Source organism: Paraburkholderia sediminicola (assembly GCF_046026855.1).
GTDB classification, from domain to species: domain Bacteria; phylum Pseudomonadota; class Gammaproteobacteria; order Burkholderiales; family Burkholderiaceae; genus Paraburkholderia; species Paraburkholderia sediminicola_A.
Genome location: NZ_JAQQET010000021.1, coordinates 24177 through 38668, shown reverse-complemented (window position 1 = coordinate 38668; position 14492 = coordinate 24177). Strand labels below are relative to the sequence as shown.

Annotated in this window: 14 protein-coding genes; all 14 read right to left on the bottom strand. The window is 66.2% G+C overall.

The window, feature by feature from the left end:
* Positions 1 to 107: 107 nt before the first annotated feature.
* Positions 108 to 1139 (bottom strand): EscU/YscU/HrcU family type III secretion system export apparatus switch protein, encoded by a 1032-nt coding sequence (locus PQR40_RS22900; RefSeq protein ID WP_408335881.1) that lies wholly within the window; start codon positions 1137 to 1139, stop codon positions 108 to 110.
* Positions 1140 to 1179: 40 nt separating this feature from the next.
* Positions 1180 to 1983 (bottom strand): type III secretion system export apparatus subunit SctT, encoded by an 804-nt coding sequence (sctT, locus tag PQR40_RS22895; protein ID WP_408223471.1) that lies wholly within the window; start codon positions 1981 to 1983, stop codon positions 1180 to 1182.
* Positions 1977 to 2603 carry a hypothetical protein gene (locus PQR40_RS22890; RefSeq protein WP_408223469.1) on the bottom strand — a complete coding sequence of 209 codons (627 nt, stop codon included), beginning with the start codon at positions 2601 to 2603 and terminating at the stop codon, positions 1977 to 1979. The genes sctT and PQR40_RS22890 overlap by 7 nt, the downstream gene beginning before the upstream one ends.
* Complete coding sequence (gene sctN, locus PQR40_RS22885; protein ID WP_408335878.1) at positions 2596 to 3975, bottom strand: type III secretion system ATPase SctN; 1380 nt, start codon at positions 3973 to 3975, stop codon at positions 2596 to 2598. Before sctN ends, PQR40_RS22890 begins: the two co-directional genes overlap by 8 nt.
* Positions 3972 to 4601 (bottom strand): type III secretion system stator protein SctL, encoded by a 630-nt coding sequence (gene sctL, locus PQR40_RS22880; protein ID WP_408335875.1) that lies wholly within the window; start codon positions 4599 to 4601, stop codon positions 3972 to 3974. The genes sctN and sctL overlap by 4 nt, the downstream gene beginning before the upstream one ends.
* Entirely contained in the window at positions 4583 to 5278 is a 696-nt protein-coding gene (locus PQR40_RS22875) for a SctK family type III secretion system sorting platform protein (RefSeq protein WP_408223463.1), read from the bottom strand. The genes sctL and PQR40_RS22875 overlap by 19 nt, the downstream gene beginning before the upstream one ends.
* Positions 5279 to 5359: 81 nt before the next feature.
* A complete protein-coding gene (gene sctJ / locus PQR40_RS22870) occupies positions 5360 to 6256 on the bottom strand; it encodes a type III secretion system inner membrane ring lipoprotein SctJ (protein WP_408509947.1) in 897 nt (298 codons plus the stop codon).
* Positions 6256 to 6780 (bottom strand): hypothetical protein, encoded by a 525-nt coding sequence (locus PQR40_RS22865; protein WP_408509907.1) that lies wholly within the window; start codon positions 6778 to 6780, stop codon positions 6256 to 6258. The genes sctJ and PQR40_RS22865 overlap by 1 nt, the downstream gene beginning before the upstream one ends.
* 130 nt (positions 6781 to 6910) lie before the next feature.
* Positions 6911 to 7126 (bottom strand): hypothetical protein, encoded by a 216-nt coding sequence (locus PQR40_RS22860; protein ID WP_408223457.1) that lies wholly within the window; start codon positions 7124 to 7126, stop codon positions 6911 to 6913.
* A gap of 168 nt (positions 7127 to 7294) precedes the next feature.
* A complete protein-coding gene (gene sctD, locus PQR40_RS22855) occupies positions 7295 to 8674 on the bottom strand; it encodes a type III secretion system inner membrane ring subunit SctD (protein ID WP_408223455.1) in 1380 nt (459 codons plus the stop codon).
* On the bottom strand, positions 8655 to 10763 hold the full coding sequence (gene sctC, locus PQR40_RS22850; protein ID WP_408509906.1) for a type III secretion system outer membrane ring subunit SctC: 2109 nt from the start codon (positions 10761 to 10763) through the stop codon (positions 8655 to 8657). Before sctC ends, sctD begins: the two co-directional genes overlap by 20 nt.
* Positions 10763 to 11041 carry a type III secretion system export apparatus subunit SctS gene (gene sctS, locus PQR40_RS22845; RefSeq protein WP_325043860.1) on the bottom strand — a complete coding sequence of 93 codons (279 nt, stop codon included), beginning with the start codon at positions 11039 to 11041 and terminating at the stop codon, positions 10763 to 10765. Before sctS ends, sctC begins: the two co-directional genes overlap by 1 nt.
* Positions 11038 to 13233 (bottom strand): type III secretion system export apparatus subunit SctV, encoded by a 2196-nt coding sequence (sctV, locus tag PQR40_RS22840; protein ID WP_408509905.1) that lies wholly within the window; start codon positions 13231 to 13233, stop codon positions 11038 to 11040. Before sctV ends, sctS begins: the two co-directional genes overlap by 4 nt.
* Positions 13234 to 13525: 292 nt before the next feature.
* Positions 13526 to 14386 carry a helix-turn-helix transcriptional regulator gene (locus PQR40_RS22835; RefSeq protein WP_408389080.1) on the bottom strand — a complete coding sequence of 287 codons (861 nt, stop codon included), beginning with the start codon at positions 14384 to 14386 and terminating at the stop codon, positions 13526 to 13528.
* Positions 14387 to 14492 lie beyond the last annotated feature (106 nt).

Genomic DNA, 14492 nt, shown 5'->3' with positions numbered 1-14492 from the left:
AGCCAGAAGCCAGAAGCCAGAAGCCAGAAGCCAGCGGTGAACGGTGAGCAGCGAGCAGCGGGCAGGGCGATCATCGCCCGTTTGTCGGGCCGGCTCCTGGCCCATTGCTAGCCGGTGCCTTTCGCCCACTTCAGCAGCCGCGCCACTTCTTCGAAATGGTGCGCTTCGATCGTGCCGTTCTCACGCGTCGTTTCGTACAACGCTTCAGCGAGCCCGACGTTTGCGAGTGTCGGCCTCAGTTCAGTCTGCGCCAGCTTGACGATTCGCTCGGCAACTTCGCCCTCGCCGCGCGCGAGTACCCAAGGCAGCGTGCCGAGTCCTCCATAATAGAGCGCCACCGCCACGCGCGACGAATACACCACCACCGAGGCGTAGCCGATCTTGTCATTCAGCGACGCGAGCTGCATTTCCATCGCGATCATGCGGCGCCGCGACTGGATATGCGGGTCGCCTTCGTCTTCCTTGCGTTCGCGCCGCACGTCCTCGATCGACATCTTCATCTTCTGACTGAACTCGAAACGCTGATGCACGATATCGATCAACGCCATCACGATAAAGATGAGCGCGGCCCAGCCGAACAGCATGACCAGCAGATGCGCGAGCAGCGCGAGAATCGACAGCGGCCGCGTGAAGCCGGACTGCACCGAGGGATCGAGCGACGCGTAGATCAGTGAGCCGAGCACGGCGATCAGCAGCGTGGTCTTCAGCAGCATCTTCGCGAGATTGACGAGGTTGCGCAGCGACCATAGGTTCTTCAACCCTTCAGCCGGATTGATGCGTCCGAGCGACGGCACGAGCCGGCTCCATGCCATCACGCCGCCGACCTGCACGAAACCCGCGAGCACGCCGGCGGCAAAGCCGACGCCGACAAAGACGAGCGACGCCTGCAGCCACGCATGCGCGGCGCCGTCGAGCAGCACCGCGATACGCGCGCCGGGATCGGCAGCGCCGCTCGCCTCGAACACGAGCCGGAACAGCGCTTGCACGTACGCGAAAATTTGCGCACCGCCCGCCGTCACCGCAATACAGACGCCGACAAACACCGCGGTCGAAATCGTCTCCGCGCTTTTTGGTACGTCGCCCTTTTCGCGCGCTTCGCGCAGCCGTTTGGCGGTGGGTTGCTGACTCTTTTCGGCCATGGTGTGTGCGTCTTTTGTGTCTGTCCTGACGGAAGTGGCTTCACGGCGCGCTTTGCAGCAAACTCCGCAGCAGCGCGATCATGCCGCTGTCGGGGCTCAACTGCGCGTGCAGCGACGCATACACGAGCGGCATGAACATCACCATCATCAGCATCGCGAGCGCGCTCTTCACGGGCTGCGAGAACGTGAAGATATTCAGTTGCGGCACCGCGCGGCCGATCAGCCCGATGCCCGCTTCGACCAGCACGAGCACGATCACGACGGGTGCGGCGAGCTTGACCATCCACACGAATACCGCATCGGTCTGGCGCAGGATGAAGGTGGAGAGCACCGCGGACAGGTTCGGCGTCAGCGCGCCGATCGGCCACCATGTGTAGGACTGCGCGAACAGTTGCACGATCATCTGCAGGCCGCCCGCCGTGACGAATAGCGTAATCGCGACGTAGTTCAGGAAGCCCGAGGTCGGGCCGCCGTCGTGGCCGCCCATCGGATCGAAGAAGGCCGCATTGCCGCTGCCGGTCTGGAAGTCGATCAGATAGCCTACGCCCTGGATCGCGAACAGCACCGCGCTCATCGCGCCGGCCAGCAGGATGCCGATCAGCGCCTCTTTCGCGGCGAGCAGGCACCAGATCAGGAATGGTAGATCGACGATCTGCGCGGGGTCGATAACCGGCGCGACGAACGCGGCGATCACAACCGCGAGACCGTTGCGCACGAGGCCCGTCACGATCTGCTCGTTGAAGACCGGCACGATCAGCATGATTGGCAGGAGGCGCGGCATCACGAAGAGGATCGGCCTCGCGTTCGCGGCGATGTCGGTGAAATTCTGCGCCTGATCTAGCATCGGGTGTTGGGGTGGGGGAAGGGCGGAGCGTCGGATTGTGGCGGGACTTCTTCTTCGGCGACAGGCCTGGCAGCCTGTGCAGCCGTTGCATGATCCGCGGCGCTCGCGAAAGGCGCCGCAGATGAAAAACCGCGGATTGCGTGACTGTCCGCGACCTCTTCGGCGGCGCGTTCGATGCGCGCGGCGAGCGTGCGTTGCGCTTTTTCACCGGCTTTCTCGAGCTTGTCTTCAGCGGCTTTTGCGCGCCTTGCAGCACGTTGCAGTTGCGCGAGTTCGGCTTCGTGGCCGTCGTGGGTCGTGTTGGCCTGTTCGACCGATTGCGTGGCGGTGCCGATCTGCAGATTCGCGGTGCGCGTGTCGGCGGCCGCTTCCTGCAGGGCGCGGGCCGAGCCGGCAGGAATGTGCCCGGCCGCACCGTCCACGAGGCGCTGCTGGATCGCCGCCTTGAGCGCCATCTGCTGGTTCAGGCGCTGTTGCGCGTCGTCGAGTGCACGCCGGCTTTGCGCGGCGATGCCTTGCTGACGCGCGGCCGCGACGCGCGCCAGTTGCGAGCGCATCTCGCGTACCCGCCGCAGACGGGCGAGGGTGGCGAGCACGGCAGCATCGTCGGCTTCAGACATGATCGTTGGCGAGGCGCGTGAGACGCGCGAGCAGCGCATCGAACGGGGCGTTCTCGGTGGCGGGCTGCGCGCAGAAGGCGCTCAACGCATCGCGGGCGCGCAGCGCGAGGTCGCCGAGCCGGTCGCTGCCCTCACGGTATTCGCCGATCTGCACCAGCAGTTCGATCTCCTGATACTTCGCGAGCAGTTCGCGCAGCCGCCCCGCGGCACGCTGATGCGCCGCGGTGGTCACGAGCGGCATCACGCGCGACAGGCTCGCGAGCACGTCGATCGCAGGATAACGGTTGGCGAGCGCGATCTTGCGTGACAGCACGATATGGCCGTCGAGAATCGAGCGCACTTCTTCGGCGATCGGGTCCGACTCTTCATCGCCTTCCACCAGCACGGTGTAAAGCGCGGTGATGGAGCCCGTGGCGCCTTGTCCCGCGCGTTCGAGCAAACGCGGCAACACCGCGAAGGTCGACGGCGGAAAGCTGCGCCGCGTGGGCGGCTCGCCGCTCGCGAGGCCGACCTCGCGCTGCGCGCGCGCAAAGCGCGTCAGCGAATCCACAAGCAGCAGTACGCGCTTGCCCGCATCACGAAAATGCTCGGCGATCGCGGTGGCGACGAGCGCAGACTTGACGCGTTCCATCGCCGGCCGGTCCGAGGTCGAGACGACGAGGATCGAACGCGCGCGCACCTCGGGCGACAACGCATGTTCGATGAACTCGCGCACCTCGCGGCCGCGTTCGCCGACGAGCGCAATCACGTTGACGTCGGCCTTCGCGCCGCGCGCGATCATGCCAAGCAGCGTACTCTTGCCGACGCCCGAGGGCGCGAAGATACCCACGCGCTGTCCTTCGCCGAGTGTCATCAGGCCGTCGATCACCCGCACGCCGGTTGCGAACGGCGTGTCGATCATCCGGCGCGCCAGCGGATTGGGCGGCGACTGCTGGGTCGATACCCATGCCGCACCGGTCACCGGGCCGCGGTCGTCGAGCGGCTGGCCGAGGCCGTCGAGCACGCGGCCGAACAGCGCCGCGCCGACCGGAAACATATGTTCGCGCCCGGACGGCACGACGGTGGTTTCCGGCGACAGACCGGCGACCTCGCCCAGCGGCGTGAGCAGCGTGGTCTGCCGTGAAAAGCCGACCACCTCGGCGAGCAGCGTCGGTTGATTGGGCGTGCGCAATTCGCAGATTTCGCCGAGCCGCGCGCGGATGCCGGTGGCGTTCAGAATCTGCCCGACCGCATGATTCACGCGTCCTTGCACCGACACCGGCGAGAAAAACGCGAGTCCTGCATCCAGATCGCCGACCAGTCTGCCACTGTCGAGCGATAGCGCGTCGTCGTCGTCCTCGGGGTGCGCGGCGCCGCCGCTATAGGTGTTCATCGCGCGGCGCCTTTGAGCGGTTCGCGGCGGATCGCCTGGCGCAGCGCGTCGATTTGCAGATCGAGGCTCGCGTCGATACGCCCGGACGGTGTTTCGACCATGCAGGCCCGGGTTGCGAGCTGCGCGTCTTCGACGACGCGGATCTTCTGCGACAGTGCCTGTCCGGCGAATGCCCCGGCAAGCGCCTCCTTCATCTCGTCGCTGCGGCCCGGCGCGACATGCACGATCAGAAAGGCTTCGTCGCGCACGAGCGGCATGATGCGGGTGAGCGCGGCTTCGTAAAGCTGCTGCGGTTTCATTTCGCCGACGATCGCGCGCACGGCCTTGACAACGATTTCCGCCATCGAATCTTTCATCGACTCCATGGTTTTCGCCGCGGACAACGCCTGGCTATAGGTCTGCGCCGCGTATTCCTTTTGCGCGCGGCGCAGACCTTCTTCATAGCCGGCCGCCTGGCGTGCTTCGAACTCGCGCTGCGCGGCGGCGACAATCCGCTCGGCTTCCTCGCGCGCGGTTGCGATTACCGCCGATGCATCGAGCAGTGCCGCGTATTCGCGTTCCTTGAGCACCTTGCGTTCAGACAGCAATTGCAGGTTGTCGCTGGTAATCAGAAAAGCCAATCCCATGTCGCTAACCTCTCGGGAATCAGAAACAGAAACAGCAGCTCGCCGAACTGGTCGCGCTGTGCGTGATTGAGCAGATAGGGCGTTTCGTCGTCGATCGCGCGATTGAATTTCAGGCGCACGCGGCGCTCGACCGGCACGCCGGCCGCCGCGATGAAGTCGGCGACCAGACGTCCGCCGCGCGCGCGAATCAATGCCGGCAGGACGGCGGGATCGGCGGCCCACGGCTCGAGCGTGTCGCCCAGCGTGGCGAATTCGGGCGCGCGTTCGAGTGTCAGCGCCAACGCATCCGCGCCGACTTTCGCGACGATTTCGGCGCGCACCCGGCGCACCTGCAACGCGTCGCGCAGCCAGTGCCGGTGCAGCAGCAAACCTGCGTACGTCGCGAGCTGTTCGAGCGCGGCGCCCGGCAATAGTGCAAGCCGTGCGAGCGGGGTCGCGGCGTCGAAGTCGGTGAGCCGCGCGACGGCCTGCGCGTCGAGCAGATGACGCGCGATCAGGCGCCGGCCCGCATCGCCGAAGCGCGACAGTTGCCGGTAGGCGGCGGGCCACTCCGGCGGCACGCGTGTGACGTGCAGGTACAGGTCAGGGCGCAGGTTGAACTCGCACACCATCCGGTAGAACGGCACGCGCCGCGGCGGCGCGGGCGTGTCGAGTGCGTGCAGCCACGGTGTGCTCATGCAGCGCTCCATGGCGTTGCCGGCCACAAGAGCGACAAGGGCGGGGCGCGACGCGCGGCACGCATACGGCGTCGGCGGGGGCTAGGCACTGTCCCGCGCGCCGCTCGCGCGCATGCTGCGCGTACCCGCTTCGCCGCCGCGGCCGCTGCCGAGCAGCCCGGCAAGACGGCCGCCGAACATACCGCGCCGCGCGGCCGACAGCGCGATCACCGCGAGCGTCAACAGGATCAGCGCACCGACCAGCCAGCCGAGCGGCGAGCGCAGGCGCACGATGTCGTTCACGGCGCTGCTAATGCCGTTGACGGGCGGGGCCTGTTCCGCCGCGGGCTGCAAAAACAGCGATACGTTGTCGTACTGCAATCCTTCGATGCTGTGCGCGACGAGGTCCTTCACCATCGGCGCCATCGCGCGCAGATCGACACCCGGTTTGTAGCGGATATACACCGCGGCCGAAGACGGTTTGATCTTGTCGGCGAGCGGATCGTTTTCCGGAATCACCACCTGCACGCGGGCGATGACGACACCCTGGATGTCCTGCAGCGTGCGTGACAGATCCTGCGACACGCCGTACAGATAGCGCATGCGCTCTTCGGCGGGCGTGGAGACCAGCCCCTGCTTCTGGAACAGTTCACCGATGCTCGCGAAATGCGGCTTCGGCAGGCCGTTGGTGCGCAGCACGGACAAGGCGGCATGGAGGTCGTTCTCGGACACTTCGACCTGCCACGACTGCTGGTCGGATCCGTCGCGCGCGTCGTTGTCTTTCGACGCCGAAATGCCGGCGTCGCCCAGGACGTCGATCATCTGGTTGGCTTCGGCTTCGGACAGACTCGAGTACAACTCTTTCTGGCAGCCCGCCAGCAGCACGAGCGCGCCGGCGAGCACCACGCGCGCCACGCAACGACGGAATGGCGCGCGCGAAGTGTGCTCACGCGCGCAATGTGCGAGCCGTCCGAAACCCTTAGTGAAACGGTGCGCCATCATTCCTGGTTCTTCAGAATCGAGTGGGTCAAGCCGTTGGTTGCCTGGGCGACCGCGAGGCTCAACTGATATTCGGAGATCGTGGTCGTCGCGCTCCACTGGAAGTCCATCGCCTGGGCCATCGCCATCATCGGATCGTTGGCGTTCTGCGTCATCGACGTGAGCATCTGAACCTGATGGTTTTGCAGCTTCGAATAGCGCGTGTCGAGATCGGTTGTGAAATCGCGCAAACGCTCGACGAGCGACGAGGGCGCCGTCTGCGGCGTCATCTGCACTGCCGTGGTGGGCGACTGGAGGGCCACGGTCTGCGCCGCCTGAGTGGGGGCGTTGGGCGTGCCCGGCGCGGCGGGCTGGCCGGCTGCCGCCGACGCATTGGCTGCATGCGTATCGGACGGCTGCATCAGGCCGTCGAACTGGCGGATCTGCGCCCCATCCTGGGGCTTGTTCTGCGCGCCAGTCTGAGCCGTCTGCGCAGCGCTTGCGAGCGCTGCTGTGGCGGGCGGTGCGACACCTGAAACATTCATGATCTGCTCTCCTTATGGATAGCATGGGACAGCGCGGGCAACCGGCCGCTCTGCACGTGCGCGACCCCGCCGCCGATGACTGTCACCGGCGGGTGCGGTCCCGCGACGCGCGGGCGGCCAGCGCCCGGGCTCAGGAGCGGCCTGCCGAACCGATATGCTCCGCTGCCTGCGACGCGGCCGTCCCGGCTGCCGACGTCACCGCGCCGGTGGTCTGGAAGGTGCTCGTCGAGCTTTGTACCTGGAACTGGATTTCGGTCAGCTTCGTCTGTGCCTCGATCAACTGGTTGGCCTGGTCCTGCACGGCGCCGGTATCGGTGACGGGGCCGCTGGGTTGAGTTGTGCTCATGTGTAGCTCCTTGGTGCGTGAACAACGACTTCGGCAGCACGGCCTTATGCCGTACGCCGCTTTCGCCTGCCGCCGCGCTGCGGGTGAACGCGCCGGCCTGCGTCGGGTGGCGTGAGGCGCCGCTCGTGGCGCGCCGCACGCGAATAGTTGATACCTGTGCTGCTGCTCCTACGGCGCTTTAGCCGCACGCGTCGGTGCGGCTGAAGCGGGTGTGCCTGAGGCATTCGGCGCCAGCGAGGCGGGTGCCGCCGTGCTGGCTTGAAGCGCGCCCGAGCCGGCCGCCGGCAACGCCACGCCGGCCGCCGCGCCGCCCGTCACGAGCGCGGTCGAGGCGCCGTCCGGTGTCGCGGTTGGGGCGCCGGCGCGACTGCCGCCGAGCGGCATCGTGATCCGGCGGCCTTCGCTGTCGAACACCACTTCATCCGGCCCGATCGATACGACGGTCGGCCCCTGTTTCATCTTCGCGCCCTCGAAATAGCGGCTGCCGTCGGCGGTCTCGATGTAGCGCTGGTCGCCGTCGCCGGCGAACACGGTGACGATCTCGGGGATGCCACCGGCGCCGCCCAGCATGCCGGTGTGCGTCGGCGCCGCCGGGTCGTCGTAATGCACGTGATCGACGACTTCGAGCGCGGGGCGCGCGTCCTTCATGTAGTTCTGGATGCGCTGTGCGACCTGCGTGCGCGGCGCGTCGCCGCTGAGTTCGATCTTGCCGCGGCCGAGATACGACACGGTCAGGGGCGTATCGCTGAAATAGGTTTGCGCGGTGGCGAGCAGGTCGCTCACCACATACAGATTGCCGAGCGCCGCGTTATCGACACCGGCGACGATCTGCGCGACCTTGTCGCGCTCGGCGCCGTCTTTCACGTAGCCAGTGACGAGCGCGCCGTCGTCACGCGGCGCCACGCTCAGTTCCGGATAGACGCGCAACGCCTGCTGCAGCCGGTGCACGCGCGCAAGCGCCGATTCCTGCTGCCAGGGCAGACTGCCCGACCACGCGACCAGGCCGTAGCCGAGCGCGCCCAGCGCCACGCCGAGCCACAGTGCGGCCAGCACCAGCACGAAGCGGCGGCTGCCGACGCGGCGCATCGCGCCGGCCAGCCAGCCGGGCCACACCGTGTCGTGTTCAGCAGACGGTTTCTCGCTTTCGGCGGGCAGCGCGGCGGCAGCCTGCGCATTGCGGGCAATGCCGAGGCGAATCGAGCCGACTGTCACGACGTCGCCGGGCGTCAGCGAACGGCGGCCCGCGGCGAGCGCTTCGTCGTTGAAGAGCACCGGCGCGCTACTTTCCGTGCCGACGTTTTGCACGGTCACGGCTAGCGCACCGACCTGCAGGCACACCTGCTTCGCGCCGATCTCGCGATCGGGCAGGATGACTTCGCAGTCGGCCGAGGTGCCGATCCAGTTCGCGCCGCGCGCGAGCGACATCGTGCGGCCGTACATCGGTCCGCTCAGAAAGCACAGGTTCCACGGCGACGCCGCGGCATCCTGCGCAGGCGCGGGTGGCGCGTTCAACGCGGTGCGGTGCGGATCAAGGGTGGTTGAAGACATGATCCTGCGATCCTGTTGGCGGGCTGGTCGGCGCACCGGCTTGCGATCCTGGCTGGGCGCTGCTTTGCGTCGCTGCCGGCTGCGACGCCGGGTCTTTCGGCGGCGGGGGCAGGGGCGGGCCGAAACGCGAGCCGGGCAGCGGCTTGGGCGTGAGCGGCACGGCGATATCGTTGTCGGGCGGCCGGTACATCGACATACCGTTCGCATCCGGCGTGCTGCCCGCGCCGGGGTTGATGGGCGCGCCGTCCGGCGCATACATCGACGCGTTGCTGACCACGCGCGGCGTGAGCAGATAGAAACGCTCCATGTGGTCGCCGGTCTTGTCGGTGTACTTGAACAGGTTGCCGATCCACGGAATGTTCGACAGCCACGGCACGCCGCTCTTGTTGATCTGGACCTGGTCGTTGTTGAAGCCGGCGATCAGGAGACTCTTGCCTTCATCGATCATCGTCTTGGTGACGATGTTGCGTTGCTGGATGACCGGGATGTTCGATACCGACTGGCCGGGTACGACATTGCCGTCCTGGATGTCGATCGACATCATCACGCTTTCCGGGTTTGCGCCCGGCGTTGCGCTCACGTTCGCGGGCTGCGCCGCGTTGTCGTCGACGATCATCGGCGTCACCTTGATGCTCGTGCCGGTCGTCACGCTGTATAGCGACGAATCCTGGTAGCCCTGCACCTGCACGTAGAACTGCGTGAGGTTTTCGAGGATGGCCTCGGTGTTGTCGAGTGCGAGCACCTTCGGCTTCGAATGCAGCTCCGCGTTGCCGTTCTGCGCGAGTGCGTTGACGCGGGTCAGCAGATAGTCGCGCAACGAGCCGCCGATCGAAGCGGTGAGCGCGATACCGGTTGGCAGGAAAGTGCCCGTCTGGCCCTGTTCGCTCGTGCCGACGCCGAACGTGAGCGGCGGGTTGCCGCTGCCGTTGTATTGCGTGTTGCCGTTCAGCGGGCTTGAGCCGTTACCGATCTGCACGTCGCCATGCGACGTATGCAGGCGCCAGTCGATGCCCAGGCTGTCGAGCGAGTTCTCGTCGATATCGATGATCGTCACATTGATCTCGACGATCCGCGGCCGCACGTCGAGGTCGTTGATGAGCGACTGGTAGCGATACATGTTCCCCGGCAGGTCGCGCACGAGCACCGCGTTGATCGCCGGATCGGCTTCGATCTGCGGCAGCGTGTCGCCGCCGCCCGCGTTGTTCGCGAACGGACTCACGCCATCCGTCGACAGACCCGAGGCGCCGTAGCCGCTGTTGGCGGACGGGCCGCCCGCGATATCGGGAAACTCGATACGCGGCACCGCGATCGTCACGCCGGAGCCGAGCTTCATTTGCCGTGCGGCCGCGCCGAGCGTCGCATTCACCGGCATGGTGTTGCTGTGGTTGCCGCCTTTGCCGTACAGGCGCTTCAACATCGTCGCGACGCCGGGGATCACGACTTCCTTGCCCGAGCGGTTCACGGTGAAGTCGGAGGCCCAGCCGTAGTGCAGCCGGAATGCGCGCACGTCCGCAAGCTGGCCGTTCGACGACGGATTGCCGACCGAGCCGACCGCCTGCCGCACCAGTTCGATATAGCGGCGCGGACCGGACACATAGATGCTGTTCGCGCGGTCGTTGATGACAAGCGCGAAGCGCTTGTCGGTGATCTGCATCGTCTCGAGCGCGCGGCCGATTTCGCCGGCCGAATTCGGCGGGATCGGAATCACCTGGCTTTGCGACTGATCCGCCGGATCGATGTACAGGAACGAGCCGTCGTAGTACCACGTGAGGCCGTAGGTCGAGCAGATCGTGTCGAGCGTTTGCTGCGGCGTGCCGGAAAAGCGGCCGCTGATGACGCCGTCCACCTTCGGATCGACGACCGCCGTCACGCCTTGCGACGACGCGAGCTCGCGGATGAAGTCGGCGATCTTGCGGCCATTCGCGACGATGGTAAAGGGCCGGTTGCGCCAGCGCAGTTCGGCCGCGCGCGCGGGCTGCGACAGCGCCGCGAACAGCGACATGGAGAGGAGGGCCGTAGCGAACAGCAGCGTCGCGGCGGCTTGCGCACGCCGCCTGTCGAAGGAGAACGGAACTGCACGTCGGCGCATCAGAAAACACCTGTTGTGGAAACAAACAATCGCGTCAGCGCTTGCTGCGCAAAGCGCAGCACCTCGCCCCCCAGCCATCCCGACAACACCACCAGCGCAACCATCACGGCGACCAGCCTGACGGCGATGCCGAGATTTGCGTCCTGCACCTGCGTGACGGCTTGCAGCACCGCGACCGCGAGACCCGTGACGGTGGCGACCAGCACGATCGGCAGCGACAGCAGCAGCACCAGCATCAGCGCCTGCTGCGTCAAGTCGAGAATCGTGGAGCTCGTCATGGCGTGGCCCCCGTTGCCGTCCGCACGTCGGCGCCCGCGCCTGGCGTGCCGTCGTCGGCTGGATTTTTCACCCAGCCCACCGTATGCAACTGCACGTCCTCTTCGATCTCCTGATACGACAGCACCGGCAGATCGGGCAGTACGGGCTGCAGAATCGACTTCGCGTAGCGGCGCGCGCCGAGCGCAATCATCACCGCGAGCCGTGCATTGCCGTGCGCGCCCGGCGCCGCGCTCGACGCATTGACGATCGCGCGGACCTGCTCGCAGATGTCCTGCTTGACGCCGCTCGGCAGCGCCAGAAAATTGCCCTGCCGGGTACGCATCACCGCTTTCTCGATGCGTTCCTGCAGGTTCTGTTCGAACAGCACGACGCGCAGCTGGCGCGCCGCGCCCGCGTGCCGGTCGGTGATCATCCGGCGTAGGTCGATGCGGACCAGCTCGACTAGCGCGATCACGTCGTCGGGCTCATTGGGCGCCCACGTGATCAGGCTTTCGAAGATCACGCGCAGATTGCGGATCGGTACCTGTTCGGCGAGCAGGCGGCGCAGTACTTCGGTGACGCGCTGCAGCGGCACGAGCCGGGTCAGTTCGCCGACCAGTTCCGGATGGTCGCGCCGCGCCAGATGCACGAGCGCCTGGGTTTCCTGGATGCCGAGCAATTCGTCGGCATGCTGCCGCACGATCTGTTCGACATGCGCGCCGAGCGCCGCTTCGCTCGAGAGCGGTTTGCCTTCGGCTTGCGCCGTGTCGCCCTTGATCCACAACGCCGTTGTAAACGGGCCAAATGCTTCGGCGGGCTGCCGCTCGGCCTGTTCCGGCAGCGGCGACACGCCATCCCACAGGAACCAGCCGGGTTTGAGCGCACCGTGCGCGGCGAGCACGTCTTGCAGATAGATCCGGTAGGTGCCGTCCGGCGCCGTTTCGTCGTCGGCGAGCGAGATGCGTGGAAACACCGTGCCGATGTCCGCGTCAACCCGCGCCTTCGCGCTCGACAGCGAGGTCTGCAACTGCGCCAGGTTCAGCGCGCCGCGCAGGTCCGCCGCGAGCGTCACCGCGATCAGCGACGTGACGCCCGCCGAATGGGTCACACGCGCGGATTGCCCTTCGCCTTGCGCGTCGCCGACGCGGCCCGTGATACTGATCAGGTTGAAGGTCGGCGCCGTGGTGCGCCGCTTCATCTGAACGATCGCGAAGGTGCCGAGCGCCGCCGAGATCAGCGCGAACGACCACTTCGGAAAGCCCGGCACGATCAGGAAACCGGCGAGTACGAGCGCGGCGATCAGCAGCGCACGCGGGTGCGCGCCGAGTTGTTCGCCAAGCTGCTCGCCCAACTGACGCTGACGGGCGTCGCGCGTCGCGACGCGGGTCGTCACGATGCCGGCGGCGATCGATACCAGCAACGAGGGAATCTGCGACGCCATGCCGTCGCCCACCGTCAGGATCGCGTAACGCTGCAGCGCCTCGCCGATGCTCATGTCGTGCATCAGCGTGCCGACCGCGATACCCGCGACGATATTGATGAACGCGATCACGAGCCCGGCGATTGCGTCACCCTTGACGAACTTCATCGCCCCGTCCATCGCGCCGTGCAATTGCGATTCCTGCTCGAGCTTTTCGCGCCGCTCGCGCGCCTCTTCGGCGCTGATGATGCCGGCGCGCAGATCGGCGTCGATGCTCATCTGCTTGCCTGGCATCGCATCGAGCGAAAAACGCGCGCCGACTTCCGCGACGCGCTCCGAACCTTTCGCGATGACGATGAACTGCACGACCGCGATCACCAGAAAGACCACGCCACCCACGACGACGTTGTTGCCGACGACGAGCCGGCCGAACGCGTCGATCACATGCCCCGCGTTCGCGTGCAGCAGGATGAGCTTGCACGACGCGATGTTCAGCGCGAGGCGAAACAGCGTCGTGAACAGAAGCAGTGCCGGGAACGACGAAAAGCTCACCGCCGAAGGCACATAGGTCGACACTGTCAGCAACACGACGCTGATCGCGAGGTTCAGCGAAATCATTCCGTCGAGCGCGGCTTGCGGCAGCGGCAGGATGAAGAGCGCGATCACGGCGACAATGAACGCCGCGAGGAACAGATCGGCGCGTGGCGACGCGGCGCGGCGCATGCCGGACGCATTTGCGCCAGCCGGAAATAGCCGCAGCCAGTCGCGCGGAAGCGCCTTCAGATCTGCCATCGTCGAGTATCGACTCCCTGGTTTATAGCCCGGCCGTGTATCCGGTTCGGGACCACGCAACGCATTGCGTCGGCGTTGCGTGGATGCGAGTGCATCGCTCGGCACAGAGCGGGACGGCTTGCGTGGAGCACGCGCAAGCCGACGCCCTCAGGTATCCGGTTGCGATCGAGTTTAGCGGGGACAGTCAGGAGAGAATCGGGGGCACCTCGTAGCGTTCGGGACACTTTGGCGGTTCGTGGCGCGCCCGACTACGAAACGCCCAAACGGCGCAGCAGCGCCGTCGCAAAGAGGCCTACACTACGACGCGCCGCGCGGCCAGATAGGCGAGTTGCGCGCGGTTCTGCACGTTGAAGATGCGTTCGAGCATCTGGATGTGATAACTGACCTTGTGCAGCGAGGTCCGCAGTGCGTCGGCGATCTCCTGATCGGACAGGCCTTGCACGAGCCGCCGGAGGACCGCTTCCTGTTCGGGTTCTAGCGCGATGACGCGCGTGGCACGTACACGGTCCTCGAGAAACGGCTGCGCGAAGCGATGCACGGCGAGGCTGACAGCGAGCGCCGTGCCGATCACGCGATCGTTGATCCAGTCGGAGTCGTGCAGTTCGGAGGTGAGCCCGACACCGACGCTCAGACCGAGTTGCGGGGCCGACAGGCTGAAGATCACGCCGCTATTCATTGCATGCGCGCGCAGTGCCGCGACGAGTGCGAGCTTGCGCCGGTCGCCGCTGCGTTGCGCGTCTTCGTCGATGCGGGCGAGCCGCCACGCCACGGGGAAACCGCTTTGCTGCACTTCGGCGAAGCGTGGATCGACCTCATACCACATGCCCTCGAAGTACGGCTGCGCGAACGAGACCGGCGCGAGGTCGCGCAGCAGATGCGCGTGTAGCACCCGGCGGCCGATCATTTCGAAGGCGCCGTAGCTCAAGGTGCTGAAGCCTGCGTCTCGCAACTGCGTGCGATATTCGCTGAAGTCGATCAGGGATGGGTCGAATTTTCCGGCTGAGGTAATGAGGTCGGTAAAAACGAAATGATCAGGCGTGCGATTTTTCGTAGTGTCCTGGGCGACACCTGCATTGTGATGCGGCTGCAGGTAGGCAAGCACATCGGCTTGCGAGAACCATTCGACCACGGGAGAGCCGTCTGACGGTGTCATTGGGGTGGGATTCCTCTTTTTCTAGTGGACTACGAATCAAACCCCGGCACATCCCTGGTCTTTTTTTATTGCTTCTTCCACACGCGCTTTGCTTGCGCTATCGTTC

Excerpts from the sequence above, each read along its gene's own strand:
- PQR40_RS22900 (WP_408335881.1), bottom strand. The coding sequence starts at position 1,139 with ATGGCCGAAAAGAGTCAGCAACCCACCGCCAAACGGCTGCGCGAAGCG.
- sctT (WP_408223471.1), bottom strand. The coding sequence starts at position 1,983 with ATGCTAGATCAGGCGCAGAATTTCACCGACATCGCCGCGAACGCGAGG.
- PQR40_RS22890 (WP_408223469.1), bottom strand. The coding sequence starts at position 2,603 with ATGTCTGAAGCCGACGATGCTGCCGTGCTCGCCACCCTCGCCCGTCTG.
- sctN (WP_408335878.1), bottom strand. The coding sequence starts at position 3,975 with ATGAACACCTATAGCGGCGGCGCCGCGCACCCCGAGGACGACGACGAC.
- sctL (WP_408335875.1), bottom strand. The coding sequence starts at position 4,601 with ATGGGATTGGCTTTTCTGATTACCAGCGACAACCTGCAATTGCTGTCT.
- PQR40_RS22875 (WP_408223463.1), bottom strand. The coding sequence starts at position 5,278 with ATGAGCACACCGTGGCTGCACGCACTCGACACGCCCGCGCCGCCGCGG.
- sctJ (WP_408509947.1), bottom strand. The coding sequence starts at position 6,256 with ATGGCGCACCGTTTCACTAAGGGTTTCGGACGGCTCGCACATTGCGCG.
- PQR40_RS22865 (WP_408509907.1), bottom strand. The coding sequence starts at position 6,780 with ATGAATGTTTCAGGTGTCGCACCGCCCGCCACAGCAGCGCTCGCAAGC.
- PQR40_RS22860 (WP_408223457.1), bottom strand. The coding sequence starts at position 7,126 with ATGAGCACAACTCAACCCAGCGGCCCCGTCACCGATACCGGCGCCGTG.
- sctD (WP_408223455.1), bottom strand. The coding sequence starts at position 8,674 with ATGTCTTCAACCACCCTTGATCCGCACCGCACCGCGTTGAACGCGCCA.
- sctC (WP_408509906.1), bottom strand. The coding sequence starts at position 10,763 with ATGCGCCGACGTGCAGTTCCGTTCTCCTTCGACAGGCGGCGTGCGCAA.
- sctS (WP_325043860.1), bottom strand. The coding sequence starts at position 11,041 with ATGACGAGCTCCACGATTCTCGACTTGACGCAGCAGGCGCTGATGCTG.
- sctV (WP_408509905.1), bottom strand. The coding sequence starts at position 13,233 with ATGGCAGATCTGAAGGCGCTTCCGCGCGACTGGCTGCGGCTATTTCCG.
- PQR40_RS22835 (WP_408389080.1), bottom strand. The coding sequence starts at position 14,386 with ATGACACCGTCAGACGGCTCTCCCGTGGTCGAATGGTTCTCGCAAGCC.